General features: G+C 54.2%; 29 protein-coding genes. 27 read left to right on the top strand and 2 right to left on the bottom strand.

Annotation, left to right across the window (positions count from 1 at the left end; translation table 11 throughout):
* Positions 1–66: 66 nt before the first annotated feature.
* From CPY64_RS09765 to CPY64_RS09730, 8 genes are all read left to right on the top strand, one after another.
* A complete protein-coding gene (locus CPY64_RS09765; RefSeq protein WP_042481320.1) occupies positions 67–588 on the top strand; it encodes a phage regulatory CII family protein in 522 nt (173 codons plus the stop codon).
* Positions 585–845 carry a hypothetical protein gene (locus CPY64_RS09760; protein ID WP_042481319.1) on the top strand — a complete coding sequence of 87 codons (261 nt, stop codon included), beginning with the start codon at positions 585–587 and terminating at the stop codon, positions 843–845. The genes CPY64_RS09765 and CPY64_RS09760 overlap by 4 nt, the downstream gene beginning before the upstream one ends.
* The gene (locus CPY64_RS09755) at positions 842–1,366 is read left to right on the top strand and encodes a DUF968 domain-containing protein (protein WP_052362875.1); all 525 of its coding nucleotides are present in this window, start codon (positions 842–844) and stop codon (positions 1,364–1,366) included. The genes CPY64_RS09760 and CPY64_RS09755 overlap by 4 nt, the downstream gene beginning before the upstream one ends.
* Positions 1,360–2,238 carry a hypothetical protein gene (locus tag CPY64_RS09750; protein WP_052362874.1) on the top strand — a complete coding sequence of 293 codons (879 nt, stop codon included), beginning with the start codon at positions 1,360–1,362 and terminating at the stop codon, positions 2,236–2,238. The genes CPY64_RS09755 and CPY64_RS09750 overlap by 7 nt, the downstream gene beginning before the upstream one ends.
* Positions 2,222–2,929, top strand: coding sequence for a hypothetical protein (locus tag CPY64_RS09745; RefSeq protein ID WP_042481316.1), 708 nt, complete (start codon positions 2,222–2,224; stop codon positions 2,927–2,929). Before CPY64_RS09750 ends, CPY64_RS09745 begins: the two co-directional genes overlap by 17 nt.
* A complete protein-coding gene (locus CPY64_RS09740; RefSeq protein ID WP_042481312.1) occupies positions 2,926–3,306 on the top strand; it encodes a RusA family crossover junction endodeoxyribonuclease in 381 nt (126 codons plus the stop codon). Before CPY64_RS09745 ends, CPY64_RS09740 begins: the two co-directional genes overlap by 4 nt.
* On the top strand, positions 3,303–3,695 hold the full coding sequence (locus CPY64_RS09735) for a DUF1492 domain-containing protein (RefSeq protein WP_042481310.1): 393 nt from the start codon (positions 3,303–3,305) through the stop codon (positions 3,693–3,695). Before CPY64_RS09740 ends, CPY64_RS09735 begins: the two co-directional genes overlap by 4 nt.
* A gap of 293 nt (positions 3,696–3,988) precedes the next feature.
* Positions 3,989–4,675, top strand: coding sequence for a BRO-N domain-containing protein (locus CPY64_RS09730; RefSeq protein WP_052362873.1), 687 nt, complete (start codon positions 3,989–3,991; stop codon positions 4,673–4,675).
* A 137-nt stretch (positions 4,676–4,812) separates the two neighbouring features.
* Here the strand turns inward: CPY64_RS09730 and CPY64_RS09725 are convergent, their stop codons facing one another.
* Both CPY64_RS09725 and CPY64_RS09720 read right to left on the bottom strand, forming a co-directional pair.
* The gene (locus CPY64_RS09725) at positions 4,813–5,775 is read right to left on the bottom strand and encodes a putative phage abortive infection protein (protein ID WP_042481307.1); all 963 of its coding nucleotides are present in this window, start codon (positions 5,773–5,775) and stop codon (positions 4,813–4,815) included.
* A 400-nt stretch (positions 5,776–6,175) separates the two neighbouring features.
* On the bottom strand, positions 6,176–6,661 hold the full coding sequence (locus CPY64_RS09720; RefSeq protein ID WP_080723693.1) for a type II toxin-antitoxin system HicB family antitoxin: 486 nt from the start codon (positions 6,659–6,661) through the stop codon (positions 6,176–6,178).
* A gap of 307 nt (positions 6,662–6,968) precedes the next feature.
* On the opposite strand from CPY64_RS09720, the gene CPY64_RS09715 reads away from it, so the two are divergent.
* The 19 genes from CPY64_RS09715 (at position 6,969) to CPY64_RS09625 (ending at position 24,814) form a co-directional block, all read left to right on the top strand.
* Entirely contained in the window at positions 6,969–7,748 is a 780-nt protein-coding gene (locus CPY64_RS09715) for a hypothetical protein (protein ID WP_035267815.1), read from the top strand.
* A complete protein-coding gene (locus CPY64_RS09710) occupies positions 7,745–8,236 on the top strand; it encodes a terminase small subunit (protein ID WP_042481300.1) in 492 nt (163 codons plus the stop codon). The genes CPY64_RS09715 and CPY64_RS09710 overlap by 4 nt, the downstream gene beginning before the upstream one ends.
* Positions 8,236–10,293 (top strand): phage terminase large subunit family protein, encoded by a 2,058-nt coding sequence (locus CPY64_RS09705; RefSeq protein WP_042481297.1) that lies wholly within the window; start codon positions 8,236–8,238, stop codon positions 10,291–10,293. Before CPY64_RS09710 ends, CPY64_RS09705 begins: the two co-directional genes overlap by 1 nt.
* Positions 10,293–10,502, top strand: coding sequence for a phage head-tail joining protein (locus CPY64_RS09700; RefSeq protein ID WP_009459028.1), 210 nt, complete (start codon positions 10,293–10,295; stop codon positions 10,500–10,502). The genes CPY64_RS09705 and CPY64_RS09700 overlap by 1 nt, the downstream gene beginning before the upstream one ends.
* On the top strand, positions 10,502–12,010 hold the full coding sequence (locus CPY64_RS09695; RefSeq protein ID WP_052362872.1) for a phage portal protein: 1,509 nt from the start codon (positions 10,502–10,504) through the stop codon (positions 12,008–12,010). The genes CPY64_RS09700 and CPY64_RS09695 overlap by 1 nt, the downstream gene beginning before the upstream one ends.
* 20 nt (positions 12,011–12,030) lie before the next feature.
* A complete protein-coding gene (locus CPY64_RS09690) occupies positions 12,031–13,104 on the top strand; it encodes a head maturation protease, ClpP-related (RefSeq protein WP_042481290.1) in 1,074 nt (357 codons plus the stop codon).
* A 14-nt stretch (positions 13,105–13,118) separates the two neighbouring features.
* On the top strand, positions 13,119–13,472 hold the full coding sequence (locus CPY64_RS09685; protein ID WP_035267797.1) for a head decoration protein: 354 nt from the start codon (positions 13,119–13,121) through the stop codon (positions 13,470–13,472).
* 63 nt (positions 13,473–13,535) lie between these two features.
* A complete protein-coding gene (locus CPY64_RS09680; protein WP_042481287.1) occupies positions 13,536–14,534 on the top strand; it encodes a major capsid protein in 999 nt (332 codons plus the stop codon).
* Position 14,535: 1 nt separating this feature from the next.
* Complete coding sequence (locus tag CPY64_RS09675) at positions 14,536–14,862, top strand: head-tail joining protein (RefSeq protein WP_042481286.1); 327 nt, start codon at positions 14,536–14,538, stop codon at positions 14,860–14,862.
* Positions 14,859–15,278: a hypothetical protein gene (locus CPY64_RS09670; protein ID WP_042481285.1), complete on the top strand. Its 420-nt coding sequence runs from the start codon at positions 14,859–14,861 to the stop codon at positions 15,276–15,278. Before CPY64_RS09675 ends, CPY64_RS09670 begins: the two co-directional genes overlap by 4 nt.
* Positions 15,279–15,286: 8 nt before the next feature.
* The gene (locus tag CPY64_RS09665; protein WP_042481284.1) at positions 15,287–15,490 is read left to right on the top strand and encodes a hypothetical protein; all 204 of its coding nucleotides are present in this window, start codon (positions 15,287–15,289) and stop codon (positions 15,488–15,490) included.
* 3 nt (positions 15,491–15,493) lie between these two features.
* Complete coding sequence (locus tag CPY64_RS09660) at positions 15,494–16,423, top strand: phage tail tube protein (protein WP_042481282.1); 930 nt, start codon at positions 15,494–15,496, stop codon at positions 16,421–16,423.
* A gap of 24 nt (positions 16,424–16,447) precedes the next feature.
* Complete coding sequence (locus tag CPY64_RS09655) at positions 16,448–16,858, top strand: phage tail assembly chaperone (protein ID WP_042481278.1); 411 nt, start codon at positions 16,448–16,450, stop codon at positions 16,856–16,858.
* Between the two features lie 68 nt (positions 16,859–16,926).
* Entirely contained in the window at positions 16,927–17,229 is a 303-nt protein-coding gene (locus CPY64_RS19325; RefSeq protein ID WP_042481274.1) for a DUF1799 domain-containing protein, read from the top strand.
* Positions 17,230–17,234: 5 nt separating this feature from the next.
* The gene (locus CPY64_RS09645; protein WP_042481272.1) at positions 17,235–20,600 is read left to right on the top strand and encodes a phage tail tape measure protein; all 3,366 of its coding nucleotides are present in this window, start codon (positions 17,235–17,237) and stop codon (positions 20,598–20,600) included.
* 3 nt (positions 20,601–20,603) lie between these two features.
* Positions 20,604–21,089, top strand: coding sequence for a hypothetical protein (locus CPY64_RS09640; protein WP_123794742.1), 486 nt, complete (start codon positions 20,604–20,606; stop codon positions 21,087–21,089).
* The gene (locus CPY64_RS09635) at positions 21,082–21,591 is read left to right on the top strand and encodes a DUF1833 family protein (protein ID WP_042481267.1); all 510 of its coding nucleotides are present in this window, start codon (positions 21,082–21,084) and stop codon (positions 21,589–21,591) included. The genes CPY64_RS09640 and CPY64_RS09635 overlap by 8 nt, the downstream gene beginning before the upstream one ends.
* Positions 21,588–21,932, top strand: a complete 345-nt coding sequence (locus CPY64_RS09630; protein WP_042481264.1) for a hypothetical protein — start codon at positions 21,588–21,590, stop codon at positions 21,930–21,932. The genes CPY64_RS09635 and CPY64_RS09630 overlap by 4 nt, the downstream gene beginning before the upstream one ends.
* On the top strand, positions 21,929–24,814 hold the full coding sequence (locus CPY64_RS09625) for a host specificity factor TipJ family phage tail protein (RefSeq protein WP_052362871.1): 2,886 nt from the start codon (positions 21,929–21,931) through the stop codon (positions 24,812–24,814). Before CPY64_RS09630 ends, CPY64_RS09625 begins: the two co-directional genes overlap by 4 nt.
* Positions 24,815–24,834 lie beyond the last annotated feature (20 nt).

The following is a 24,834-nucleotide window of genomic DNA, read 5'->3' as shown; positions in this document are numbered from 1 at the left end:
TCACACTTTTACTGTAGCGATTGTCAGGGGTGGGCGAAACGCTGAAATACACAGGAGTTCAGCCCAATGACAAGACGTTTTTCTTCCTTGAACTGGCGAGACGCGCTCTACAGTGCCGTCCGTCAGGCCCCAGGCGGCGTTGGCGCGGCTGCCGTGTTTCTCTCTGACCGTCGCGCCGTAACCATCCACCCAGAGTCCCTGCGCCGAAAGCTGACGGGCGGAGAGCAATTGGATCTGGACATAGCGTTTCTGCTCACCGAGTGGTTGGAAGAACTGGCCGATTGCCGGGAAAGCGCACGGGACTGGCTCATTGCTGCTGCTCAGCAGGGTGGTTTGAGCGTGGTTGAAATGCCTCCTGAGCCTGAAGGCGGCTTCGTCGACGAGGCCGGCGCCCTGAATGAAAAGGCACTTAAAGCAGCTGCTGAGCTGGGGCAGATGTGCAGCGCAATCACTGGCACGACAGCGGACGGCAGAGTGACCACCGAAGAGCGCGAGATGGTGGTGGCAAAGGCCCGTGATTTGATCGTGCTGTGTTTCCGCATCATCCGCAACGTGACCCGCTGGCACCGCAAGGAGGTCTCCGCATGACCAAAGCACCCTACGGCACCTACTACACCGACCTGTACAAGCTGGGCTGGTTCAACAACCCCCAGGTATGCAAAATCCTGAAAGTCGCTTTCGACCAAGAGCCACATGAGCGCCAGCAGCAGATCAAAGACCGGCTCTACGCAGAGTTCGGCACGGATAGCCTGGCGATGGTGAACCCACAGCACTTCGTGCGCACCCTTGACGGCATGGGCCTGTTCTTCACGCTGCCGACCTCTTTGAAGGACCAGTTGCGATGAAGAAAACAGAATGGCCACAGCGCACACAGCTGCAGCGTCGCCAGGCACTTAAGCGCAGCGCCTTCAAAGCCAAGCCAAAGGAAAAGAAGGGCCCGAGCATGCCCATGGTCGTAGCCAAGCTGGTGGGAACCCTTTTCAAGCACCAGCCAAAACTGCCGGCTGTATTCCGCTCTGAGCAGCATTTAAAGAATGTAGCGGCATTACCCTGCGCCAATTGTGGCCTAGAGAAGCGCTCACAAGCAGCGCACATGAATGGGGTTGAGTTCGGTAAAGGCTTGGGCCTAAAGGTCTCAGACGCTTTGGTTTTTCCGCTCTGCGCTGATGGCTTCCTGCGTCGGGGTTGCCATGGACTCCATGACCAAGGCGGCATCTACGACAAAGACACAGCCGTGGGATTGCAGCTTACTTGGCTGCAGAACACACGCGATGAATTGAAACGCTTGGGCCAATGGCCTGAGCAAGCCGACCGCGACGTAGAGACGTTCGTAGGGGCGTATTTGAGGAGGCAGGTGACATGCTAAGTGCATCCGACCTGATGCGCACGATAGGGCGTCCGATAGCCTATCACCCCGCCTTGGCACGAATGGTAGGGGGCGTTAACGCAGCCATCTTCCTGTCTCAGCTCATCTACTGGGACGAACGCATGGAGGATGCCGAGCTGGGTGTGTACAAGACCGCAGAACAATGGGAGGCAGAAACAGGCTTGTCCGTTCGCGAGCAGACCACGGCACGTCGCCAGTTGCGCGACCGCGGGCTTATCACCGAGACCCACAAGCGTATTGAGCACAAGCTGTACTTCAAGCTGGACCGTGATGCCTTTGATCGACTGATTGCGGGGGCGGGTGAAGTCGAAAACCCCGAACGACAAAACGTCGATTCCCGAAACGCGGAAACGCAATTCGGGAATAGCGAAAGCGCAAATACCGAAACCCCCAAAGCGCCATCCCCGAACCACCCAAAGCGCAGTTCGTTAATAAAGACAGAGATTACTACAGAGACTACAGAAGAAAAAAATACCAAAAAAGAAAACTCGCCTTCGTTCAGCTTTGAGCACTGGCCTGTAAACCCATCGCCAGAAGTCTGGGCCGATTACCTGCAGCACCGCAAAGCGATCAAAGCACCGCTGACCCAGACCGCTGCAAACCGCTTGGGGGCGGAAGCACATAAAGCCCAGGCTGCTGGGTTCAGCGTTGATGACTTTCTGGCCGAGTGCATGCTGCGCGGATGGCGGGGAGGGAAAGCCGACTGGCTAACGCGGGGAATGTCGCAGGACCAGCCAGGGGGCGGGCCAGTGGCTCGGAGTGGAAAGTTTGATCCGAATGCGTACATCGAAGAGCGACGACGCAAACGACAAGCGGAAAGCCAAGGAGGTGGCGATGTTGTCGACGTTTGAGCGCGAGAGCGCCTGGTTGAAGCCAGTACCCAAGCTGGATGGCAAAACGCTGATGGAACACCTGTACGCCCGGATGGATGGCCTGTACCCCGGCAAGTGGAAATCCAACTTTGTGGGCGAGGCAGCCATGTCGAACTGGGAACAAGCCTGGGCCGAGGCATTCGATGAAGAGGGCATTGTGCCGGTGGATGTTGCCCTGGGAATCCAGAACAGCCGACGCATGTACGACTGGCCACCAAGCCTGACCGAGTTCTTGCGGGCCTGCCGTCCCTACCTGGAGCCGGATGTGGCGTTCTTTGAAGCAGTGCGGGGCATGCAAGCCCGAGAGCGAGGTGAGCGTGGTGAGTGGTCACACCCTGCGATCTTTCATGCTGCGGTAGCTGTGGGTCGGTTTGAGTTGCTGAACCAAGCCTACCAGCAGATGGAAGGGCGCTGGAAGAAAGCACTCCATGCCCAGCTGGCCCTGGGGGCGTGGCCCGATATTCCAGACCCAGCGCCAGCACTGCCAGCGCCATCAAGCGTGGCTCAAAGCGAACAGGGAACAAAGGCCATGCGTGAAATGGCGCAGAAAGCCATCAGCCGTAAAGGTAAAGACCACAAGGCATGGGCTAAAGAAATCATGGGTAATCCGAAAGGACGCACACCCGCCATCGTACGCATGGCTCAGGCAGCAGTAGGAGACCAGGCATGACCGAGGCAACCGCATTAACTCTGGTGCTGCCCTGGCCTGATATGCGGCTAATGCCCAATCGCAAGAACGGGCGGCACTGGGGTGGGGTCCAGTCAGCCAAGGAGCAGGCAAGGCGCGATGGACGTGTGGCGGCAGTCGTAGAGCTTGGTCGGCGGCGCTTCATCGGCGGGGATCGCATCCCAGTGAAAGTGACTTTCATGTCTCCGGATCGCAGGGGGCGCGACCTGGACAACCTGCTGGCCTGCATCAAGCCGCAGATTGACGGCATCGCCAAAGCCCTTGAGGTGGATGACAAACGGTTTCGACCGCTGATTGTTGATGATGGATTGGACCCAGCCAAGCGCGGGTATCTGAAGATTGAAGTGGGGGAAGTATGAAATCGCAGATTGAAATCTTGCTGGGTGAGTGGGGGCGCTGGAAGCGTGGGGAGAACCGGAGTGTATTGGGTTATCCGAAGAAAGCGGCTTTCATGGTCATGCGTGTAGACGGAGGCACTCACATGGACCCATCGGAGTTTGTCTCGGATAAAGAAGTGGAGCGCTTGGACGCGGAGGTAAATGCTATACACCCGGAATATCGGGCAATCCTGTCTATGCATTACGTCCGACCGGGGGCTATCAAGGAGAAGCTGGAGCGGCTGAGTATCTCCAGGGCGCTTTATTACTTCCGGCTGGAGTTCGCCACCAAGCAACTGGCGTTTCAGATGGGATTCGTGCCACCAGGTGCATCAGTAGCTCAACAGCGGGCGGCAGCACAAGGCATGTAGCTTGATTGTTGGCGGGGGCGTTGCGAAGCCGTTTACCTAGGGGTACACTTAACTCGTCCCGGAAGGGATGGAGGGTAAGAGCTCCAGTGCAAAGCGGCATCCGCTCCCGATAGATACGCGGTTTTTTTGCGCCCGCGCCATACAGATCAATGGCCGGGAGGGCGACGGATACAAGACCCGAAAGGGAAAGAAGTCCACCCGGCTTTGCACGGGCTCTTAACCTCCTGGCCGCCATTGCCGGTGCATGTAAGAGTGCTCCGGCGATGACTCTCAAGTCTCGCAAAGGAGCAATCATGCACCAACCCACTCTGGCGCTTGCCGCCTCCAGTCACACCCCTTCGGTTTTCAAATTTGAATCTCATGCTGTCCGGATCATCATGATCAACGGAGAGCCGTGGTTTGTTGCTACAGATGTATGCAGAGCGCTGAAGCTAAGCAACCCATCGAAAGCCACGGCATCCCTAGATGAGGATGAGCGGTCTAACTTGAAGTTAGATCGTGGTGGCAGCCTTGTTGTTGTCTCCGAATCCGGCATGTATACCTTAGCGCTTCGTTGCCGTGATGCGGTGAAGCCTAATACCGTCCCCCATCGATTTCGTAAATGGGTTACATCGGAAGTTTTGCCCAGTATCCGCAAGACTGGTGGCTACGGAACGCAGCAGAGGACCATCGAGGCTCAGGCGTTGGCGGCAGCTATCTCTCAGCGTATTTTCCAGACCCTAATGCAATCTGAAGCTGATCTACGTACACAGCGCTGGAATGTTCGGTTTGATCGAGACAACCGTGAGCAGGACTTAAATGTGCAGATCACTCCCATCCCGTCTAACGCCTACATCATGTCATTTGCCAAACTGGCTCGTAACATCGAGATTGGCGAAGTAGGGTGCGCGGCCAGCGATGTTGAGCTTCTGGCTATTGCATCGGCTTGCACTGACCGTGTAGCACGCCGCATGCAGCAAATTACCCAGCTTGAGCCGTAGATTCGGTGATGCGTGGCGCATCCACATATTGGTAACGTGTGGATGCACTTGTTGGATGACAGCCCTAGACCAAGCAATGCTTAGCTCTATTACTAAGATGGCTGCGAGACAGGGAGCATTTCTTGTTCTAGGGGTATTCAAGCCTTACTAGTGCCTTTTTGGCTGGTTTGGTCATGCACTTGGCGAGCAATGTCAGTGTCGAAAGCGGATGGTTTGTATGGCGTCACGTTAGGTGTGCACTGTATTTTTTTTATTAAGGGATACAGTAAAGGCTGCAAGTTATCAAAAAGAGCATACTTGTTGATGTAAGGAACAAATTTAGACCCTGTTTCTGTTAACCCGTTCATGAACAGAAGAATGAGCTCGGAGTCAGTTAATTGAGCGCGGATGATGCCTGTATAGTGGCGTTTCTCGCTGGAGGTGAACTCATCATGGCTGTCTATCCATTTTATGATTCCATACAAGCTGCGAATTGCTGTTCTTACTGAATCCCCTGACGTTTCTTGGATCGCACTCCAGGATTGTTTTAGATTGTGAATTAAGAGTTCTTCTATTGAGGCGTTCACGGAGTTGCTGTCGTATATAGGCTCACTCATCAAGAACTCGGCCATTCCTTTTAAAGCTTTCATGCCGGATAGGTCTGCTTGAGGCTCTTCGGTGGGGCATGAAGGAACAGTATTGGCATAAGATGTAAATGTTAAGTAGCGGATTTGGTCCTTGTAGTCTCTGAGCCAACCAAAAAATGATTGCTCAAAAGATTGGTTGAACAAAATTTTGTTTTGCTTGTCCACATTCTCAGCGGTTTTTGTCAGCATCTTTTGTTGTTCTTTCAAGGCTGCGCGTTGTTGACGAAGCGTAGCAACCAACAACATGATCGTTGCGAACCCGACGAAAGGTCCAGCGGCTCCTCCGAAATAGCTACCAAAATCAGCCCAGTGCTTAGAGTCACTGGAGAGATTTAAAGATAAAAAGTTATTCAGGTAAAGCAATAAGAACAATAAGATAGCAATACAGGCAGTAAGTGTCGCCCACCAAGTAATTTTGTCGTTCTTGAAGCCTGAACAGCTACATCTGGTTTTTTTCTTTGATTTTTTTTTCATAGAAAATCCTAGTTTAGAAATTCATATAGTAGGGGCAATATCATATTTTTTTATGTCTTGTCGTTCTTAGCTTGGCTTTGTATGTTAATGGCTCGGCCTGGAAGCGCAAGGACGACTGGTTTTGGCAGATTATTTATAAGAGTGGGGTTTTGTTAATATTACTTTGTCTAGACACATTGACGAAGTGTCTATACTCAATCAGAATAAATCCCGTAGGCTGGATATTGTTCAGCCTGAAGGATTGAGGAACCAAGCCCTGCCGGAAACGGTGGGGCTTTTTGGTTAGGGGCATGAAATGCTAGGGCTTAGGATGCTGCGTAAGTTCACCGTCCCACGGGCAAAAGCCGCCAAGGTAACTCAAAGCCGATGTATGACATGCAGAAAACAGCAAGATCGGTAGTTAAACATGCTCATATCCGATTATCTCTACAGAGTCTGGGTCAATACCAGCTTTCTCAAGCTTAGACTTGGTGAGTTCTGTGCTTGCACCATTCTCTATATTGAGATGTTTAAGATTAAGAAATTCTGCAAGTGCGATTCGAGCAGAAACTTTATGGAAAATTTGCTTGTCGTGGATGAATGATTTTTCTTCACCGCTTGTAGTTTTGTATGAAATTTTTGTTCGCATTGCGCGAGTTCCTTGATTTAGTGAAAGAGCGGCGATTTGTCCGCTGCGTGTTTCCCCAGCAGCACTAGCTTGATTGTCAATTCGCTTAGCAATCCGCTGTGGCAGGTTAATGTTGATTTGCTCGTTAGACTCGTCCAGAACTGCAGGATCGACTACGACTTTAGCCCATACCGCCCCTGAAAATCTGGGTCTGATAGATGTGTGGCAATCTGTATCGCGGTAAATGCGGAGTGAGTCGTTAATTCCTGTGTTATCCATCCAGGCTGTCTAGTTGACTTGGTTGTTCTCTATGGTTGTGAGTTATACACAAAATTGAGTGTTGAGACTGTTTTTGACTTGGCTCACGTGTCACCATCGGTAGAAGACCGGGGGCCCCTGGGGGATTAGACCCAGTAAGGGGGATTCGAACCCCGGACTCTCGCTGTTCACGAGTTTTTTCAATAGGGGGTTATATTTTTTCCCCTCCAACGCCAATGTACATGCGCCTTCCTTAGAAAAAATGGCCTTCCTTAAAAGAGGGGGGGGTTATATTTTTCGAGGGGGGTTATATTTTTTGGGGTGTCCCATGCTTGAATACACCAGCACCGCGAAAGAGGGCGCTCGGTGGCTCAGCCGTGGCGAACGCCAAGTGCCCTACGCAACGTCGCTGGCACTTAATAAGACGGCATCAGCAATTCAAAAAGCACTTGTTGAGCAGATGGGGCAAGTGTTTGACCGCCCAACGCCGTATACATTGCGCTCGCTGCGGCTGCAGCGGGCTACAAAACAGAACCTGACAGCGTCTGTTGCTTATAAGGACTTTGCAGGTAAGGGGACTGCGGCAAGTAAATATCTGCGTCCCCAGGTCGATGGCGGCAAGCGTCGCCAGAAGCGATTCGAAAATGCCCTGGGCCGGATAGGCCCGAGCGGTTACTACGTTCCTGCTGGTGGTGCTGATCAAGACGCCTACGGGAATATGTCACGCGGTCAAATCGTCAAGCTGCTGTCCTATTTGCAGGCCTTTGGGGAGCAGGGATATCGGGCGAATGCGACAGATAAGAGTCGTGCACGTACCGCGAAGGTACGGCGCAGTGAAGCTGGCTACCGTCGCATCAATGGAGTCATGTACTTCATTTCCAGAGGAAAGGGCACGGTATCAGGGAACCGGACGCAGCATTTACCAGCGGGCGTATGGCGTAAGACTGGTACACATGGGGCAGACGTGGCACCGGTGCTGCTACACGTCGATAACGTGAGCTATACGAAGCGTCTACCCTTTTATGAGACCGCTGATGAGGTTTATGGAAAGCGGTTTGAGGATGAGTTCACCCAAGCTTTTGAGCAGGCCATGGCCACCGCACGATGATTGATCTAGATAAGAAAATCACCCAGGCCAGGTTTGCTCAAGTTGTGGGCATTACTCAGCCTGCTGTTAGTGGCTTGCTTGCTCAAGGAGTCTTAACGGTGGGCGACAACGCCGGAAACTGGCTCTTGTCGTACTGCGGGCATTTGCGTGAGATAGCGGCTGGTCGCACCCGTCAGTCTGACGACTCAATTGATCTGGTCTCTGAGAAGGCGAGATTGGCTGCCGCCCAGGCAGACAAGATTGAAATGGAAAACAACGTCAAAAAGGGGGAGCTTGCTCCTGTTGCTGTGCTGGAGGAAGTGCTTGTGCGGGCAGGCGGCAAGATCGCAGCACAGCTCGACACGATACCGGCATCTTTAAAACGCCGCATACCGTCACTGACGGATTCTGACATCGGTTTTGTCAGGCGAGAAATTGCGAAGGCCCGCAACGCGGTTGCAAATCTGAACCTGGAGGATGTCGAGGCAGACGAAAATGAGGCGAAATAATGCTGGTCACGCAGAATCGAGCAGCGATTGCACGCGCTTTGCGCCGTGGCCTGGCTGGCTTCGCCGCACAAGAGCCTATTTCTTTGCGGGAATGGGCTGAAAGTCACTTTTATCTGTCTGCAGAGTCCTCATATGTGGAACAGCGCTGGGAGTCATGGCCATTTCAACGTGCTGTTTTGGCCTGTATTGGAAGCGATGATGTTCATGAGGTGGATGTCATCAAATCGGCTCGGGTTGGCTATACCAAGATCCTGCTGGCGGCCGTTGGGTACTTTGCGGAGCATAGACGACGCAACCAGGTGCTGTGGCAGCCTACCGATTCAGCGCGGGATGAGTTTGTAAAAACTGAGCTGGACACGATGATTCGTGACGTTTCTGTGCTTCATCCTATATTCCCAATGCGGGAGGCCAGGCACAAAGACAATACGCTGCTGGTAAAGAAGTTCATTGGCAGCATGCTTCACCTGCGTGGAGGGAAGTCAGCAGACAACTATCGTCGCTTGTCGGTCAGTGTTGGATATCTGGACGAGTTCAGTTCGTTCGATAGCAATATTGATGGGGAAGGTGATCCCGGCAAGCTCGCACTGAAGCGTTTGGAGGGGGCGACATTCCCCAAGTTGGTCGTCGGTTCCACACCGAAGATCAAAGGCCTGTGCTTAATGGAAAAGCGGGCAGAGGGGGCAGACGCTCGCTATACCTACCATATCCCTTGTGCCCATTGTGACGAGCTCCATGACTTGGAGTGGGGCGGGAAGGGTGAGCCCCATGGCTTCAAGTGGGTTGATGGTGATCCTGAAACGGTGCGCCATCTTTGCCCGCATTGCGGTGCCTTGGCGACTCAAGGTGAGTATTTAGCTGCTGCAGAGCGCGGTATCTGGGTTGGGAATGATGGGACGACCATTGATCAAGATGGCGTGTTCCGCGACTCAGAAGGTAATTTAATCCAGCCGCATCTGCGTGTTGCTTTCCACGTTTGGACCGCATATAGCCCGTTGGTTTCATGGTCCAAGATCGTTAAGGAGTTTCTGGAGGCCCACGAAAAAGCATCCACTGGTGAGGATGAGGAGCTGCGTACCTTCTGGAACACTACACTCGGTCGCACCTGGGAGGGTGAAATTGAACGCATGGAGTCCGATGAGCTGCAGCGCCGAGCTGAAGTTGAAGGCTACCGCTCTCCTGGCCTTGATGATGGGTTGGTCCCCAAGCGATGCATGCTGTTGCTGGCGGGGGCTGACATACAGGGCAACCGTATTGAGGTTGGGGTATGGGGAGTAGGTAAGGGCGGGGAAATGTGGGTCGTAGACCACCAAATCCTATTTGGGAACCCGTCTGAGGACGAAGTGTGGACCAGGCTGGATGAGCTGCTGTTTGAACGCCGATATTTGCATGAGGGCGGGCAACAGATGCCAATCTACGCTACCGCCATCGATACGGGCGGCCACCACTCTCATGCTGTCTATGAATATGCTCGGAAGAATCGTGCACGCCGGGTATATGCGATCCGGGGGCGGCCGACGGGTGAGAAGCATATCAAGGATGGTGTCACACAAGTGGACATCGACTGGCGCGGGAAGCGTGTCAAGAAAGGTGTGCGGCTTTGGTACGTCGGCACCAATATGGCCAAGGATCTTTTGTTTGGGCGACTGCAGGTTGAAGAACCGGGTCGAGGCTATGTTCACTTAGCGGCAGATATGTCGCAAGAGTGGTTCAGGCAGTTTGCCGCTGAAGTTCGAGCGGTGCGTCGCACCGCATTCGGCTCACGTTCAGTATGGACGCCAATTCGTAAGCGAAACGAAGTTCTCGACTGCTGTGTCTATGCGCTTTGGCTTGAGGCCCACCTTGAATTGGCCAGAAAGACAGACAAATGGTGGGCGAACTTCGCTGAGAAGCTCGGCGTTGACGAGCCTGGCGACGATCCAGGCCCCACCGAAACTCCACAGAAAACGCCCGCAACTGCGGGCGTTTCTGTTTCTAAACCACGAACACAACCGGCCACTGGTGTCAGGCGGGCTGCGGTGAGAACGGGGTCATCAAGTTACTTACGGAGCAGACGCTGATGGCGTACACGCGTGAAGATTTGGAGGCAGTGAACAAAGCGATTGCCAGCGGTGTGCTGAAAGTTCGCTATGGGGATAAGGAGGTTCAATATCCCTCGGTCAATGATCTGATTCGGGCAAAACAGCACATTGTCGCTGAGCTCAATGCTGAGAGCGGCAGACGCAAGCCTTGGGTATTCCGCATTCGGAATAAAGGAAAGGGGGTCTGATGCGGTATCAAACATTGCAACAGGCCGGTTTCGTGTTGCCTACCCGTTTAAATGCTGCCTCATCCTCCGCCTATGAGGGAGGAAGTGCCACGGGGAGCCGCTCTAAAAGCTGGAATCCCTCGGCGGCTGGCCCCAATAGTGCTGCTACGGGCAATCTTGGAACTATTCGCAGACGAGCTCGGGATGCCGTACGTAATGATCCTTGGGCCAAAACAGCGGCGGCACGTTGGGTTTCTAATGTCATTGGGACGGGAATTCAACCATATCCTCGGCACCCTGATTCGGGGGTGCGCAAGGCGCTTAAAGAGCTCTGGTCAGATTGGGTCGGGGAGTCCGATGCTGATGGGCGGCTTGGATTTTATGGACAACAGGCCTTAGCAGCCAGGTGTTTGTTTATTGATGGCGAGGCCTTGGCGCGGATTCGTATGCGTAGGCCCGAGGATGATCTCGTAGTACCTATGCAGATTCAGCAGTTTGAAGGTGACTTCCTGCCAGTCGAGGAAACAAGGAGTCTGGCAAATGGCCATGAAATTGTGAATGGCGTGGAGTTTGACCGCATCGGTCGGTGTGTCAACTATCACTTGTGGGACCGGCACCCCGCAGAGCCAGGAGGGTTTAAGAGCAGAACTCTACGCCCTGTGCCTGCCGATATGGTTGTTCACGCCTTTCCAGTGCTTCGACCAGGGCAAGTCCGTGGGGTATCTGAGCTCGCTACCGTCCTTCTGCGACTTAAAACCTTAGATAACTTCGATGATGCTGTCGCATTCCGGCAGGAGGTGTCGAATCTTTTTGCTGGTTACGTCGTAACAAAAGACGATGAGAGTGAGGGGCCAGATCCAAGTAGCTTTGGCGACCCTAGTATTGAAGCCGACTCTGACGGTGTGGCGCTGATTGGTATGGAGCCGGGGTCTGTCACCTCATTACCCCATGGGACGGATATTAAGTTTGCATCACCACCTGGGGCGCCTGACAACTACGCGGAGTTCATGCGGCAACAGCTTATGGCCGCTTTTGCCTCTGTCGGCATGCCCTATGAAACGACTGGGGATTTACGCAATGTAAGCGATCGGACTTTGCGCGTCGTGGTTAACGAGTTTCACCGCCAGGTTGAACAGTATCAGTGGGGGATATTCATCCATCAATGGTGTCGACCAATCTGGAACGCCTGGATTAACGCTATCGCGCTGTCCGGGATTATGCCGATGAAGTACTTGGAGCGTCGGTTGTTTCGCCGGGTGCTTTGGGTTCCTCAAGGGTGGGCCTACTTCAATCCAGTACAGGACGTAAAGGCGAACACCGATGCGGTGCGGGCGGGCTTTACTTCGCGGTCCACAATCATCCTCTCGCAAGGGGAAGATCCGGAAGAGGTAGCGGCCCAAATTCGTGCTGACAACGATCAAGCCGACTCCGACAACCTGAGCCTAGACAGCGATTCCCGTCATGCACGAAACAAAGGCGCAGAGCTTGGCGACCCAAGTGAACGTGATGATGACCCCTCTGGGGCCTGACTTAACTTTTAGGAGCCGATATGGCTAAAAAATGGTACTCAATCAAATCAAAGGAAGCGGGTCAGAAGAAAGTCGCTCAGGTGCGCATCTACGATGAGATTGGTCCTTGGGGGAAAACCGCAAATCAGTTCTGCGAAGAACTGGCCGCTGCTGTTGTCGGCGCAAGCAAAATTGTTGTGCCGATTAATAGTCTCGGTGGTGATGTGTTTGCTGCAAATGCAATCTTTAACGAGCTAATGCGCCATGAGCTGCCGGTGGAAACCCGAGTAGATGGCGTAGCCGCTTCGGCGGCGTCATTGATATTCATGGCGGGCGACGAGCGCATCATGCCTGAGAACGCCACGTTAATGGTGCATAACGCCTGGACGATTGCGGCAGGTACCGCAGATGAGCTGCGCGATACGGCAGAGATGATGGATAAGGTTCGGGAAGGCATTGTGTCCGCATATCGCCGAAGCGGTCAGTCAGAAGAAAGTGTCGTTGAAATGATGGATGCAACAACCTGGATGACCGCTCTAGATGCGCAGGCACTTGGGTTTTGCACGGCTATTGAAGAGCCTGTAAGGCTGGTTGCATCCGCGAACATTGAAGACGCCTTGGATCGCATGAGAGATGTTCCTGCTGCGCTAAGAACTCAGCTTTTGGCGGCGGCTAATGATGACCCAGACCCAGACCTAGGCCCAGAACCAGAACCAGAACTAACCCCTCCAGCCTCTCAGGATGCAGCAACTCTTGCCGCCAAGATCTACGCGCAAAGTCGTGAGCGAGGCATCCCTCAATTGGCTGAAGCTGTTTTGCTATCGGGTGGGCTGGGGGGCGCGGATGCGGCGACCGCTCGCCTAGAAACCGCAGAACAGATCGCTGTCCTGTGCGCATCGGTCAAGCTTCAGGACAAGGCAGCAGAGTTTGTAGCGGCTGGCCTGTCGGTTGAGCAGGTACGTGCTCGACTTTTTGAACATGTAGTGACTGCGGCTGACTCGATTGAGCTCAGCAACTTGCAGCGCGACCACCCTTCCAATAGTTCATCGGCCCCGGAGCGGAGCGGGCCGAATCCTCAGGCGATCTACGCCAAGCGTAAAGCCCTCTCCGCATAACCAGGAGTAATCACATGCCTTTTATTGAACAGAAACCCCGTACGGCAGATTTCTTGCTGTCAGAAGCCAATGGTTCCCGCTCTCGCGAGACCGGAGAAATGGCACCTACCGCAACCGCCATCTATGCGGGTCAGGTCTTGGCTTTGAATGCTGATGGCCGTTACGTGCCATTTGCGGGTAAGGGGGACGAGCCGGACTCCCCCGTCGAAGCGGTTGGGGTGCTGTATGCCAATGTGCCCGCATCCGATGAACCCCAGGCTGTGGTGGTAATTCGGCGCGATGCTGAGGTGGCTGGTGAGCTGCTTTTTGGTCTGGATGCTGACGCTTCCGCGAACTTGAAAGATGTCGGCGTGATCGTTCGCATTTAACTTCGACTTATCGCAAACAAACTCCAGGCCGCCTAGCGGTCTTTTTTATTTTTAGGAGCCGCAATGGCAAATATCAATATTTTTCAGGATGAGGCGTTTTCCGTCTATAGCCTGACTGCTGCAATCAACGAAACTCAGCATGTCCCTGGCCGCATTGGCGCCCTGGGATTGTTCGCGGAAGAGGGCATCCCGACGACCGTCGCGCAAATCGAGTATGACGGTCAGACCATTGGTTTAGTTGCGGCTAAACCTCGCGGTAGTGATGGCGCGGCGGTGACTTTGGCAAAGCGTCGCCTGATCCCATTCAATACGATCCACTTACCTCAGCGCTCGACCATGATTGCCGACGAGATCCAGGGTATTCGTGCGTTTGGCTCCCAGTCCGAACTTGAATCGGCAGAAGCGCGGGTGCAGAAATACTTGGCGAAACACCGCATTCAGCTGGATCTGACCCATGAGCACCATCGTGTGGGTGCTATCAAGGGAACGATTCTCGACGCTGATGGCAAGACGGTGCTGTTGGATATCTACGATATCTTTGGCATCACTCAGATTGAATACAGCATGGAACTCGGCACCGCTGGCACCATTGTCCGCACTAAATGCTCTGAGGTATTGGACAAAATTGAAGAAGTTTTGGGGGCTGCTCCAATGCAGGGCGCTCGGGCGTTGTGTGGTAAAAACTTCTGGAACTCGCTGATTGAGCATAAGAGCGTGCGTGAGACCTTCCTGAACACGCAACAGGCGGCTGAGCTTCGCGGCAAAGCGCCTGACAGTTTTGAGCTCGGCGGTATTACATTCGAGCGCTATCGCGGTCGTGTGGCTGGCAAACCCTTTGTGGATGATGATGAGGCCTACGCATTCCCCGAAGGCGTACCCGACTTCTTTATCACGCGCTTTGCACCAGCCGACTACATGGAAACTGTGAATACCGATGGCTTGCCGTATTACAGCCGTGTGGAACCGTTAGATTTCGGTAAAGGCTTGGGGATTGAAAGCCAATCCAACCCACTGCATATCCCGACGCGACCCAAGGCCATTATCAAGCTGAAACGAGTCTGATATGTGGGATAACTCGGTCTTTGATCGGGCTTTCGACCAGGCGGGTATGCGTCAAACCGTTGTTCGCCTGGTCGATGGGCAGCCTGCAAGTAAGCCGTTCCAAGCTCGTTTTGATCGCCCACAGCAGATTGTTCTTGATGGCGATGTTCACACCACCGAGTACTCCATTGAGCTCACGACATCGGACTTACAACCTCCGCTTGAATATGACGATGTGCTGCGGGTGGAAGTCTCCAAGGGGCAGTTTCAGGATTTCCGCGTGAAACAAGAGCCGTTGGTTCAAGGCGACGGCTACTGGACCAGAGCAGAGTTGGGGATCATCAAGTGAAAACACGGGTTCAGTTGTATGTCGAAGGCGTGCGAGCCGCGCTGCGTGCCGCGCCTGGGTTCCCTGCTGAAGTGGAGGACTCGCCTGTACGTGCCCACACATTTATCCGGAATAGGGTCATTACTGTCCAGCTTGGCGCGGAAACGGTGACCGAGGGAGCGACGCCCAGAGTAAACCGGATTCGTGAGTTGCACGTTCAGGTGCATACAGCAGGTGATAACGGGCTGGAGTTGTCGGAGTCGATCTTTGCGGCAGCCCATCCCATTGTGATGAATTTCTCTGGTCCAGGCCTTGTGCAGGTCCAAGAGTTGCGCACAGATGAGCCACGCTACGCCAATGGCGATCTGGAGCGGCAGGTGATCACAAAGCGCTACCTGTTCTATTACCAAACCGCTGACGACTCTCTTGGCGAGTAGGAGCAATCATGAAAGAAACAAGTCCCGTGGATGAGCGGGAGGCTGAAGTGTTGCCGCCAGACTCGGTGCCTGCGGTCGCGCCTGTGGCAGCGGCCCAGAATCCTGGCCGTGGTGGTAGCTACGTTCGCAACAAACAAACAGGTAGTCTGAAACGGGTCCAGTACACGGAAACGTGTAAAGACTGCGTACTGACGCCAATTCAAAAGGGGTAGTTCATGGCTAAGTCTGCCAAGAAAACACTGTTGATGGCCAAGCTGCAGACTGCAGCAGGTACAGAGGCAGTACCGACCGGCGCAACCGATTCGATTCTGCTGCGCAATCTTACGGCCACACCGCTGAGTACGGAGACTGTAGAACGTGCCTTGCTGCGTCCCTATATGGGCAATGCTGGTCAAATCGTGACTACGGTGTATACGCAGATCGAGGGCGAAGTGGAGCTGGCCGGTTCGGGTACGCCAGGCAAGGCCCCTGCATGGGGCGGCCTGCTGCGAGGCTGCGGTTTTGCCGAGGTCGTAGAAGATACTGAAGTAGTTTATACGCCAGTATCTGACGATTTCGAGATGCTGACGTTGCACTACTACCTTGATGGCTTGTTCCACAAGATTACGGATGCGCGGGGCACAGTGTCCTTTGATATCAGTGCCAAAGGCATTCCGTTCATGCGCTTCCGATTTATGGGCGTGTACCACCCGATTACCGACCAAGCCGCGCCCGCTGATGTGGACTTCAGTGCGTTCCAGACACCGCTGGGTGTGAACAAAAAGAACACACCGCTATGGAGCCTGGGCGGCTACAGCGGTTGCTTGCAATCCTTAAGTCTGGATTTGGCCAACTCGCTGGTTTGGCGCTCCTTGATTAGCTGCGAAGGCGCAGAAATTACCGACCGTCAGCCCACCGGTCAAATCTCGATGGAACTGCCCAAGATTGCAGACCTGAACTGGCCTGAAATGGTACGAAACGCCGTCCTGCAGCCGCTTTCGATCACACATGGCACGCAGCCAGGCAACATCGTCACCCTCAGCGCACCTGGTGCGCAACTGAGTGAACCTTCATACTCCGAAGCCGACAACGTGGCCATGCTCGGTATGAACATGAGCATGCAGCCTGGGCAGGGCAACGACGATATCAAGATCGTCGTCTCGTAAACCCACTTTCATTCCGAGGTCATCATGAGTTTCAAAATCGCCCAGCGCCCTGTGGTGGGCTACCCCGTGTCCATCTCTGTCTACGACGAGAAAGGTAAAACGCAAAAACTGGAATTTATCGCCCAGTACAAGCGCTCGAAACGGCCAGAGCTGCAAGATCTTATTGCTGCTGCCCGTAACTTGGCACGAAAAAATGCCGGTCTGGGGCCTATCGCTGAAGAAGGTGGTAAGCCGAAAGAGTGGCCGTATGCCAACGATGAAGACTTCTTTAAGGCTCATGTATGTGGCTGGGTCGGCGTCAAAGGCGAGGACGGCAAAGACCTGGCGTTCTCGCACGAGGCTTTAGCCGATCTGCTCACGGAGTATCCCGAATTTCATCAGCCGTTGTTTGATGGCTTTTTTAGTGCACACATTGGGGCCCGCGCAAAAAACTAATCGAGGCCGCTCGTCACTGGGCAAAAGGCTGGCGCTCGAAGTCAGATGACTTTGAGCCTGATGCCCTGGTGCTTGAGGCACTCAAAGCAGCCGGTGCGCCTGATGCAGTGATTCAACGCGTTCAGCAAGAAGAGCGCACCGACTATGAAGTTTGGCCTGAAAACGAAGCGGTTGTTGAGGCTTTCCTTCACTTGTCTAGCTGTTGGACCGTAGTCGCTCCCCCGATGGGGGATCTTCTCTACTTCGGTCTGCCTTCCACAGAAATTGAATCGACTTTACGTCTTTTGGGGTTTCCCAGGCGCAAGCGTGCCCGAGTGTTTCGGTATCTCAAGGATATGGAACGAGCGGCCCTATCTGTTTTTTATGAGTAGCGGGTATGACAGATCGAGTTATTGGCGTAACGCTTAAGGGCAACGCCTCCCTGCTGCAACAGGCTTTTTCTGCTGCCTCTATGGCTGCCAGAAATTTTGGTGCTGTTGTAGAGGAGGCTATGGGTAAGGCCAAAGCGGCCAACCGTGACTACGCCTCTTCGACAAAAGGGGCCGTCAGCGCCCTGGAGGAAGTGCGGGGCCTAGTCAAAGGTGTGGCGGCTGGCTTCTCAATCATGAAGCTGATTGATACAGCTGACGAATGGGGGCAGTACGCGAGCCGAGTGGAGATGGCCACACGCAGTGCTGAAGAGTTTGGTCACGCCCAAGAGCGGCTGGCAAAGTCTGCTGCTGTCACGTACCGCTCGCTCACTGAAACCCGTGAGGGTTTTATCAATATGTCTCCTCCCTTGCGGGAGCTGGGACTGTCGCTTGATCAATCGATTGATGCAATCGATACATTTTCTGGCCTGTTGGTGACGAACGCGGCCAGTGCTGAGAAAGGCAAGTCCGCCATTGGTGCGCTTTCTACCGCGATGCAGAAGGGCAAGCTGGACGCTAATGGCTGGGGCACGATTCTGAGCACGATGCCTTCGATTGTGGATCTGCTGGCGCAGTCCATGGGGCGCAGCGCAGCTGAGATTCGTCGCCTTGGGGCAGAGGGGAAGCTGACCGCCAAAGACCTAGCAAAGGCGCTTGTCGAAGGAAATGCCGAGGTCATCAAGCAAGTTGAGTTAATGCCAACGACCGTACGGGATGCGGTTGGGCGTCTGATTGGTGTCGCAACGGAGTTTCTTGGCAAAAATAACGAGGTAATCGGTGTCACGGCGACACTCGCCGCTGGTATTGATTTCCTAGCTCAGAACTTTGATTTGTTGGCCACGGCTGTTGGTCTGGTGGCCGCGGTTCACGGTGCACGGTTTGTGGGGGCGCAGTACGAGGCGGCTAAGGCTCTGTGGGCAACTGCTGGGGCGGCTACGGCTCAGACCCGTGCAGCACTGGCTCTATCCGCGGCTATTTCGGGGTCCAGTCGCGCCGCTGTAATTGGTTATGGTGCCATGGCTACTGCGGCTCGCACAGCCAGCGCTGCGATGGCATTGGTGGGTGGCCCTGCTGGCTTGGTTACTTTGGCACTTAGTGCCGGCGCAATTGCATGGGTGAATTGGGGCAAAGCAACCGAGAGTTCGATTAGGTCAATCAATGCTGCCAAGCGTCCTCTGAAAGAATTGGAGGAGGACTTCGCTAAGTTGAGCAAGACTCAGCAGCGAGGGATGGAGCTATCCATAGCCACGGAGCTGCGGGAGCAGGAGGCAATCGTTAAGGATGCGATGGCCTCTATTCGGTCTGAGCTTACCGGTTTGGTTTACCAGGGTGGGATGGTGGGCGCTAGTGAGCCCATCGAACGGTTTGCCGCTGCTTTCAATGAGATTGTGAGCTCCGCCGATGGAGCAACCGAGAAGTCAGAGCGATTGGCAAAGGAGTTGGAGAAACTCCGCGGCGTGGTGCCTGATGCAGTGGTCCTTAAGCTGAGGGAGATGACCCAGGGGCTTTCTGAGGGGGCAGAGTCTGTCGAGGATCTTAACCGGAAGCTGGAACGTATCCGGGGAATTCTAGCTGACTCAGGTATAGGGAACCTTGGCGACACACTTCAAGGTCTGACTGATGCCGACTTCGGCAAACTCATCACGGGACTTACGGAAGCGCTTGATGTTATCGGGATGAGTGCCAAACAAGCTGAGGAGTACCGTGCAAAGCTACGCGGTGCCTCAGACGAGCAAGCTGCTCTAGCAGGCGTCGTGGCCGGGATGGCAGAGGCCGCCAAAAAGCTCGAAAAGGCGACTGCAGACCAAGACGCGAAAGCTGTTCAGGGGGCTCGTAGTCTACTTTCAGAACTGGCTGCTCAAGAAGTTCAGTTGCGCGTAAACATTGCGCGAGCAGCAGAGTACAAGGCGTTGATTGCGCTTGGAGTTTCAGAGGCAGTCGCTAATCAGGGTGCCGATACAGCGGGTGAATTGGCAGGACTGAAAGCACAAGAGGAAGTGCTGAAACGGATTAAAACCGTTCAAGACAATATTGCCGCAAACACCAAGCCGACGAAAAAAGGAGCTGGCTCTAAGAAGCAGGACGAAGGCGAGCGCCTGCTGAAGCAAATGAAGGAACGCCTGGCGCTGTTAGGGAAAGAGACTGAGTACGAAAAACTGCTGGCAAACATTTCTTCGGGGGCGGTGAGGTTTCGTAAGGGGCCTTCGGAGGAAGAGGCCAAGAGGCTAGCGAAGGCTCTCGATAACAAGCAGCGTGAAATCGATCTGGAGAAAACGCTAAAAACGCTTCGAGAAGAGCAGAGCGTCACGCAGCGTGAGTTCATGCGTGAGCTTGACGCCTTTGGGAAGGGCGACTGGGCAAACGGCGTTATCGAGGCGCTTTCTTCTGTAGAGGAGCGATACCGGCAGATCATTCGTGATCGGCAAAATTCCCCACATGGCTTAAGCCAAGATGAGCTGAAGGCGATTCAAGACTCGCTGCATGAAGAGCTGATCATGGTGCGCGATCACTATGCTCAGTTGAAGAAGCTGCAGGGGGATTGGACGTTAGGCGCCAGTAGCGCACTGCAGAACTATGCGGATCAGGCTGCGAACCTCTTTGACTCTGTTGGAAACATGGTTTCTAGCGTCTTCTCCGGCATGGAGGGGGCGTTGGTTCAGTTCGTTCGAACAGGGAAGCTGGATTTCAAGAGCCTAGCCGACAGCATTATTTCTGATATGGCTAGGATCGTTGTTCAGCAAGGTATTACTGGCCCCTTGGCCGGAATGCTGGGTGGTTTGCTGACGAATACCGTGGCGGGCTTTGCGATGGGTCTTGGAGGGGGACTTAATGTCAGCTCTGGATTCAATATGGGCGGTGGCTTGGGAGGGGGTAGCGGTGCCGTATTTGGACCGTTGCTCTCTTTGTCATCTGGTGGCTACACAGGGGATGGGGGGAGATACGACTTCGCTGGTTTTGTGCACAAAGGCGAGGGGGTCTTAAATCAAGATGAAGTTCGAGCACTTGGTGGAGAGTCCGGATTTAATCGTCTTCGCCGAGCGTTGAGCGGGCCGGGACATTCGTTGGGTGGCATGGCTGGCCGACCCTCGTTGCCGCAGTCAGCTGCTCAACAAGTGGCAACTATGCCGCCTATTGTTTTTAATAATTACGCGCCAGGGATTGAAGTTGAAGAGCGGATGTCAGCTGGGCAGTTGCAGTTTGAAATTCGCCAGCAAGTGAAGCGGGAGGTTGCGCAGCAAACGCCAAAGATTATTGCACGCGAGCAAGGCGATCCTAATAGTCGACTGTCAAGGCAGCAGAGTAAAAGCCTTGCCGTTTCGCGTAGAAGGTGATTCATGAAATTTTTACCTTTTATACCTTTAGAAGCGGGATATAGCGCCCAATTTAATGATGGTGTAAGCCGGATTCCGCTGCCAGGTGGGCGAGGTAGGTATCGAGTATCTGAGATTGGGAATAGCTCCTCAATGACCATGTCCTGGTCTTTGAGCAATAAAGACTACTCATTGTTCATGGGGTTTTATCGTGAGTGGAGCGGGACCGCTGAGTTGTTTGAGGTCGATCTTGTGCTTGATTCTCATGAGTTGAAGCGGTATACGGCATCATTTGTACCGAAGACTGTGAAGCTGATGGGGAAAAACGGTCCAAGCTTTTTGGTCTCCGCTGAGCTAGAGGTGTTGGCTCTGCCAGAGTTCACGGATGCTGACCTTGATTACTGGCGCAGCGTGGTTTCTTTGCTGATTATCTATGGAGGGTACGCCCAGGCCATGGAGGTACTGAACCTGTTAGATAAGCTGGTCAACGAGGATTTGCCACATGAATGACGCCGATGCTGACTACGTCAGTTTTTTCTTTGATTCTCCGTCAAGCGTTCCTGAGCTTGAAACGCTAGAAATCAGTCACCCCAGCTTCTCCAAGCCCCGTTTGCTGGTGCGCAACTCAACCTTTGGGCTGGCTGCGCAGTCGGAGACAGGGGAGCCAGCCTTCTTTGAGTACTGTCCGATGATCCTGCGGCCAATGGCTGACCGTGGGACGCTTGATTACGGCATCTCGGTGACGCTGGGAAACTACGACGAAATCAGCGATGAGATCGCACGGGCCAGGGAAGCAGGGACGTTAGCGATCCGGCCAACGGTGAAGTATCGAAGTTACAGAGGGGATCGGCTGAACAAGCCGATGTTTGGGCCTATAACGCTACAAGCACAATCCATCTCAATCGGCGCCTCGGGCGCCGTTTTTGATGCTGGGGCACCAAGTTTGAACCTGGTGAGAACCGGCGAGCCTTATTCCGTTGACCGCTTTCCTATGTTGCTGGGGTTTCTGTGAGTATCGATGACTTGCTATTTCGTCAGTACGACCGGCAGACGTACAACTGTTGTCATTTCTCAGCTGAGGCTTGGCAGCGATTCACCGGCGATAAGCGCTTGCACGACATCGATGAGAGCACGCTCCAGGCGGGAGATCTCCGATTGCTGTTTACGCACTATCAGCGTGTTGATGGGCCGACAGTAGCGCCCAGCATTGTGCTGATGCAGAACCTGCAGGGTGAGTTTCATATGGGGATTTGTGTACGGCGGCGACTGCTGCATATCCGAGAAGAGGGCGCCGTCTTTCTGCCTTTTGATGCTTCGCTCCATACGTACCGTAATTTCAGGTTTTATCAATGAAAACTGTCTACCTCACTCGCACGCCTGATCAGGCAGGGCCTGAAATTCATCAGGTCTCTGATCTGTTGACCTTTCTGCGCTCGGAGTTTGGGCAGTGGCCAGCTGGTGCGCGGATTATCCATCAGCCCGACGGTCGTGTCGTGACGCCAGTGACGCCGTCTGACATTCCACGTTTGCGTGAGCTGCCGGGGCCTTTCATCATCGAGGTGTTCCCGCGTGGGCCGGAAACGTGGATTCCAATGCTGATCAGTTTGGCCGTGTCAGCTGCCTTATCGATTGTGTCGATGATGCTGGCCCCGAGCCCGCCGAATCAGACAGCCCGCAATATTCGCAGCGAGTCGCCCAACAATGGTTTGTCTGACCGCGTGAACCGCGAGCGTGTGAACGGCCGCATTCCTGACATTTACGGCACTGTCCGCTCGACACCGGATCTGCTCTGTGCACATCGTGTATTTGAGAACCACGTTGAGAAAGAGATTGCCTACATGTGCATCGGGCGGGGGGCCTATGAAGTATCGGACATTCGGGATGGCACGACGCCGGTGGCCGATATTGCCGGGGCGTCAGTGGCGGTCTATGGGCCATACACGTCGCCTAATGGCGGGCAGCCGCAACAGGTCATCGGGAACCAGATTAATGTGCCGGTGCTAATGACCAAGCGCGAGAATGCGGTGAACGGGCAAGTGCTGCAGCCGCCCAATGCCTCGCGTCTGGTTCTGTCTCCCATGGTTTTTGAGTCCCCCAATCTAATCCGAAGTGTCGATAGCGGAGTGGATTTTGCCGAGCAGTTTCTTGCTGGGGATGTGATCGAAGTGAAGGGTGCCAGCGTCTCCGCTGGTACTTACCAATATGTGGCTCCGCCTGATTCCGCTGGTGCATCCAGCACTGGTTTCATGGAGGATTCAGTCGGATACCTTAGTCTAAAAGGGGACCTGTCTGAGCACTGGGAGCCTGGTCAGGTAGTCACAATTACCAATGGGACTTTCCACTGGATCGGAGTTTCGGGCGGAGATGCGGGCTATTTGTTTGATGTGTCCTGCAATATTAATGGCGCTTACAACATTCTCGGTGTCAGCGTTACTGGAAACCTCGGAGCTAAATCAACTGTTCTTGCCTTGGATATATCGCAGAATTACTCGGCATGGCCCGGCCCGTTGGGGACAGTTCATACCTACCCCACGGGCAATCCAACATTAACCAGGCCATCCGGCGAGGTGCTGTATGACTTGTCAGGCACCTACACGATCAACACGCTCAACAGTGATGTGTTGACGCTTTCTAACCCTTCAGCTGTTAACTCCGATTGGGATGTAATGGCCAATGAGTATGGCGGCTCATCCGATACGTTAACGGTCACGATTGAGGCTCAGAAGGAGCGCTGGGTGGGTTGGATGATTGCTGAGTCGGCAACACCGATTCGGCGAGCGATCTGCAATCTGGTAGCCCTCAATGGCCTGTATGCGGATAACGGACGCCAGCAGTACCGGCGTGACGTAACGGTGCAATTGCATGCCGTACCGCTCGATGAACACCGCAATCCCATTGGGCCTGAGCAGGTGTTCTATGGAACTGTGCAGGGCTCCGGCACCTCCCGTGCCACGCGGGCGCTGACCATGGACGTGGATCTGGGCACCGAGTCGTTGCGCTGGCAGTTCCGGATGCTGCGCACCAGTGACTCGGATACTGATTTTGAAGGACAGGTGGTTGATGAGGTGAAGTGGCGGGATCTGTACGTGGCAGCCCCAGTCGCTCAGCCGCACTTTGGCGATGTGACGACGGTGCAGTCTTCCACGTTTGCGACGGATGGAGCACTGGCGGTCAAAGAGCGTAAGTTGAACGCCCTGGTAACGCGCAAGCTGCCTAGGCGCGTGGAGGGTTCCTCTTTTACCAGTGAGCTTTACCCCACCAATAATGTTGCTGACATTCTCTCGGCTATCAGTCTTGATCCAAAGATGGGCAATCGGACTGTTGCCGAAGTGGATTTTGACAACCTGTACGCGACCGCTGCGGAGATCAATGCGTATTTCGGGGTCGATGTTGCCCAGTTCAATTACACGATTGACGCTGACAGCCTGTCGTTTGAAGAGATTGTGGCGATGATTGCCGATGCCGTGTTTTGCAAAGCCTATCGTCGGGGAAGCGTGTTGCGACTGCACTTTGAGCGGGAGACGCCCGATAGTGCGATCCTCTTCAATCATCGGAACAAGGTGCCGGGTTCTGAGACGCGAACCACGTCTTTCGGACCAGCTGAGCAATATGACGGGGTGGAGTTCCAGTGGGTCAGGCCATCTGACGACTCCGTGCAGACGATTTATCTGCCGGCAGACCGTACGGCTGTCAATCCCAAGTCAGTGGAATCTGTTGGTGTTCGGGTGCCAGAGCAGGCGCATTTTCACGCCTGGCGAGCTTGGAACAAGATCCGCTTCCAGACGGAAGTCACCGAGTTTGATGCGCTGCCCGAGGCTAATTTGTTGACGCTTTCAGAGCGCATCCTGAACGCTGACAACACATTGGGCTTCTGCCAAGACGGGGAGGTGGTCGATGTGGATGGCCTGGTCATTGAGCTGTCTCAGCCCTTTGACTGGGGCGAAGGTGCGTACAACATCTTTTTGCAGAACGCGGATGGCCTAGTTGAAAGCATCCCGGTATCGAACGGAGGAGGGCGACGTTATGCGCTGCTGGCGCGTGCACCGCGTGTGCCGATTGTCACCCAAGGGTACAACCCGACCAACTACATCATCGCGGACGCTGCAGATCGGCGTAGTGCCAGGCCGTTTCTTGTGACGGAGAAGGACGCACCGAACGAAGACGGGACCATCCCACTGACCGCTATTAATTACGACGCCCGGTACTACGCGAACGACGCTGATTACCGCGCCTGAAGCTTACCTTTTTATTTAAC

Source organism: Alcaligenes faecalis, assembly GCF_002443155.1.
GTDB lineage: Bacteria > Pseudomonadota > Gammaproteobacteria > Burkholderiales > Burkholderiaceae_B > Alcaligenes > Alcaligenes faecalis.
The sequence above is the reverse complement of the archived record's forward strand: the minus strand, read 5'-3'. Positions and strand labels throughout refer to the sequence as shown.

What these genes read in the sequence shown, in the direction of transcription:
- CPY64_RS09720 (WP_080723693.1), bottom strand. Translation starts at nt 6,661, where the DNA reads ATGGATAACACAGGAATTAACGACTCACTCCGCATTTACCGCGATACA.
- CPY64_RS09745 (WP_042481316.1), top strand. Translation starts at nt 2,222, where the DNA reads ATGTTGTCGACGTTTGAGCGCGAGAGCGCCTGGTTGAAGCCAGTACCC.
- CPY64_RS09665 (WP_042481284.1), top strand. Translation starts at nt 15,287, where the DNA reads ATGAAAGAAACAAGTCCCGTGGATGAGCGGGAGGCTGAAGTGTTGCCG.
- CPY64_RS09765 (WP_042481320.1), top strand. Translation starts at nt 67, where the DNA reads ATGACAAGACGTTTTTCTTCCTTGAACTGGCGAGACGCGCTCTACAGT.
- CPY64_RS09635 (WP_042481267.1), top strand. Translation starts at nt 21,082, where the DNA reads ATGAATGACGCCGATGCTGACTACGTCAGTTTTTTCTTTGATTCTCCG.
- CPY64_RS09735 (WP_042481310.1), top strand. Translation starts at nt 3,303, where the DNA reads ATGAAATCGCAGATTGAAATCTTGCTGGGTGAGTGGGGGCGCTGGAAG.
- CPY64_RS09755 (WP_052362875.1), top strand. Translation starts at nt 842, where the DNA reads ATGAAGAAAACAGAATGGCCACAGCGCACACAGCTGCAGCGTCGCCAG.
- CPY64_RS09700 (WP_009459028.1), top strand. Translation starts at nt 10,293, where the DNA reads ATGGCGTACACGCGTGAAGATTTGGAGGCAGTGAACAAAGCGATTGCC.
- CPY64_RS09760 (WP_042481319.1), top strand. Translation starts at nt 585, where the DNA reads ATGACCAAAGCACCCTACGGCACCTACTACACCGACCTGTACAAGCTG.
- CPY64_RS09715 (WP_035267815.1), top strand. Translation starts at nt 6,969, where the DNA reads ATGCTTGAATACACCAGCACCGCGAAAGAGGGCGCTCGGTGGCTCAGC.
- CPY64_RS09645 (WP_042481272.1), top strand. Translation starts at nt 17,235, where the DNA reads ATGACAGATCGAGTTATTGGCGTAACGCTTAAGGGCAACGCCTCCCTG.
- CPY64_RS09640 (WP_123794742.1), top strand. Translation starts at nt 20,604, where the DNA reads ATGAAATTTTTACCTTTTATACCTTTAGAAGCGGGATATAGCGCCCAA.
- CPY64_RS09655 (WP_042481278.1), top strand. Translation starts at nt 16,448, where the DNA reads ATGAGTTTCAAAATCGCCCAGCGCCCTGTGGTGGGCTACCCCGTGTCC.
- CPY64_RS09660 (WP_042481282.1), top strand. Translation starts at nt 15,494, where the DNA reads ATGGCTAAGTCTGCCAAGAAAACACTGTTGATGGCCAAGCTGCAGACT.
- CPY64_RS09625 (WP_052362871.1), top strand. Translation starts at nt 21,929, where the DNA reads ATGAAAACTGTCTACCTCACTCGCACGCCTGATCAGGCAGGGCCTGAA.
- CPY64_RS09680 (WP_042481287.1), top strand. Translation starts at nt 13,536, where the DNA reads ATGGCAAATATCAATATTTTTCAGGATGAGGCGTTTTCCGTCTATAGC.
- CPY64_RS09710 (WP_042481300.1), top strand. Translation starts at nt 7,745, where the DNA reads ATGATTGATCTAGATAAGAAAATCACCCAGGCCAGGTTTGCTCAAGTT.
- CPY64_RS09695 (WP_052362872.1), top strand. Translation starts at nt 10,502, where the DNA reads ATGCGGTATCAAACATTGCAACAGGCCGGTTTCGTGTTGCCTACCCGT.
- CPY64_RS09730 (WP_052362873.1), top strand. Translation starts at nt 3,989, where the DNA reads ATGCACCAACCCACTCTGGCGCTTGCCGCCTCCAGTCACACCCCTTCG.
- CPY64_RS09685 (WP_035267797.1), top strand. Translation starts at nt 13,119, where the DNA reads ATGCCTTTTATTGAACAGAAACCCCGTACGGCAGATTTCTTGCTGTCA.
- CPY64_RS09675 (WP_042481286.1), top strand. Translation starts at nt 14,536, where the DNA reads ATGTGGGATAACTCGGTCTTTGATCGGGCTTTCGACCAGGCGGGTATG.
- CPY64_RS09725 (WP_042481307.1), bottom strand. Translation starts at nt 5,775, where the DNA reads ATGAAAAAAAAATCAAAGAAAAAAACCAGATGTAGCTGTTCAGGCTTC.
- CPY64_RS09750 (WP_052362874.1), top strand. Translation starts at nt 1,360, where the DNA reads ATGCTAAGTGCATCCGACCTGATGCGCACGATAGGGCGTCCGATAGCC.
- CPY64_RS09690 (WP_042481290.1), top strand. Translation starts at nt 12,031, where the DNA reads ATGGCTAAAAAATGGTACTCAATCAAATCAAAGGAAGCGGGTCAGAAG.
- CPY64_RS09705 (WP_042481297.1), top strand. Translation starts at nt 8,236, where the DNA reads ATGCTGGTCACGCAGAATCGAGCAGCGATTGCACGCGCTTTGCGCCGT.
- CPY64_RS09740 (WP_042481312.1), top strand. Translation starts at nt 2,926, where the DNA reads ATGACCGAGGCAACCGCATTAACTCTGGTGCTGCCCTGGCCTGATATG.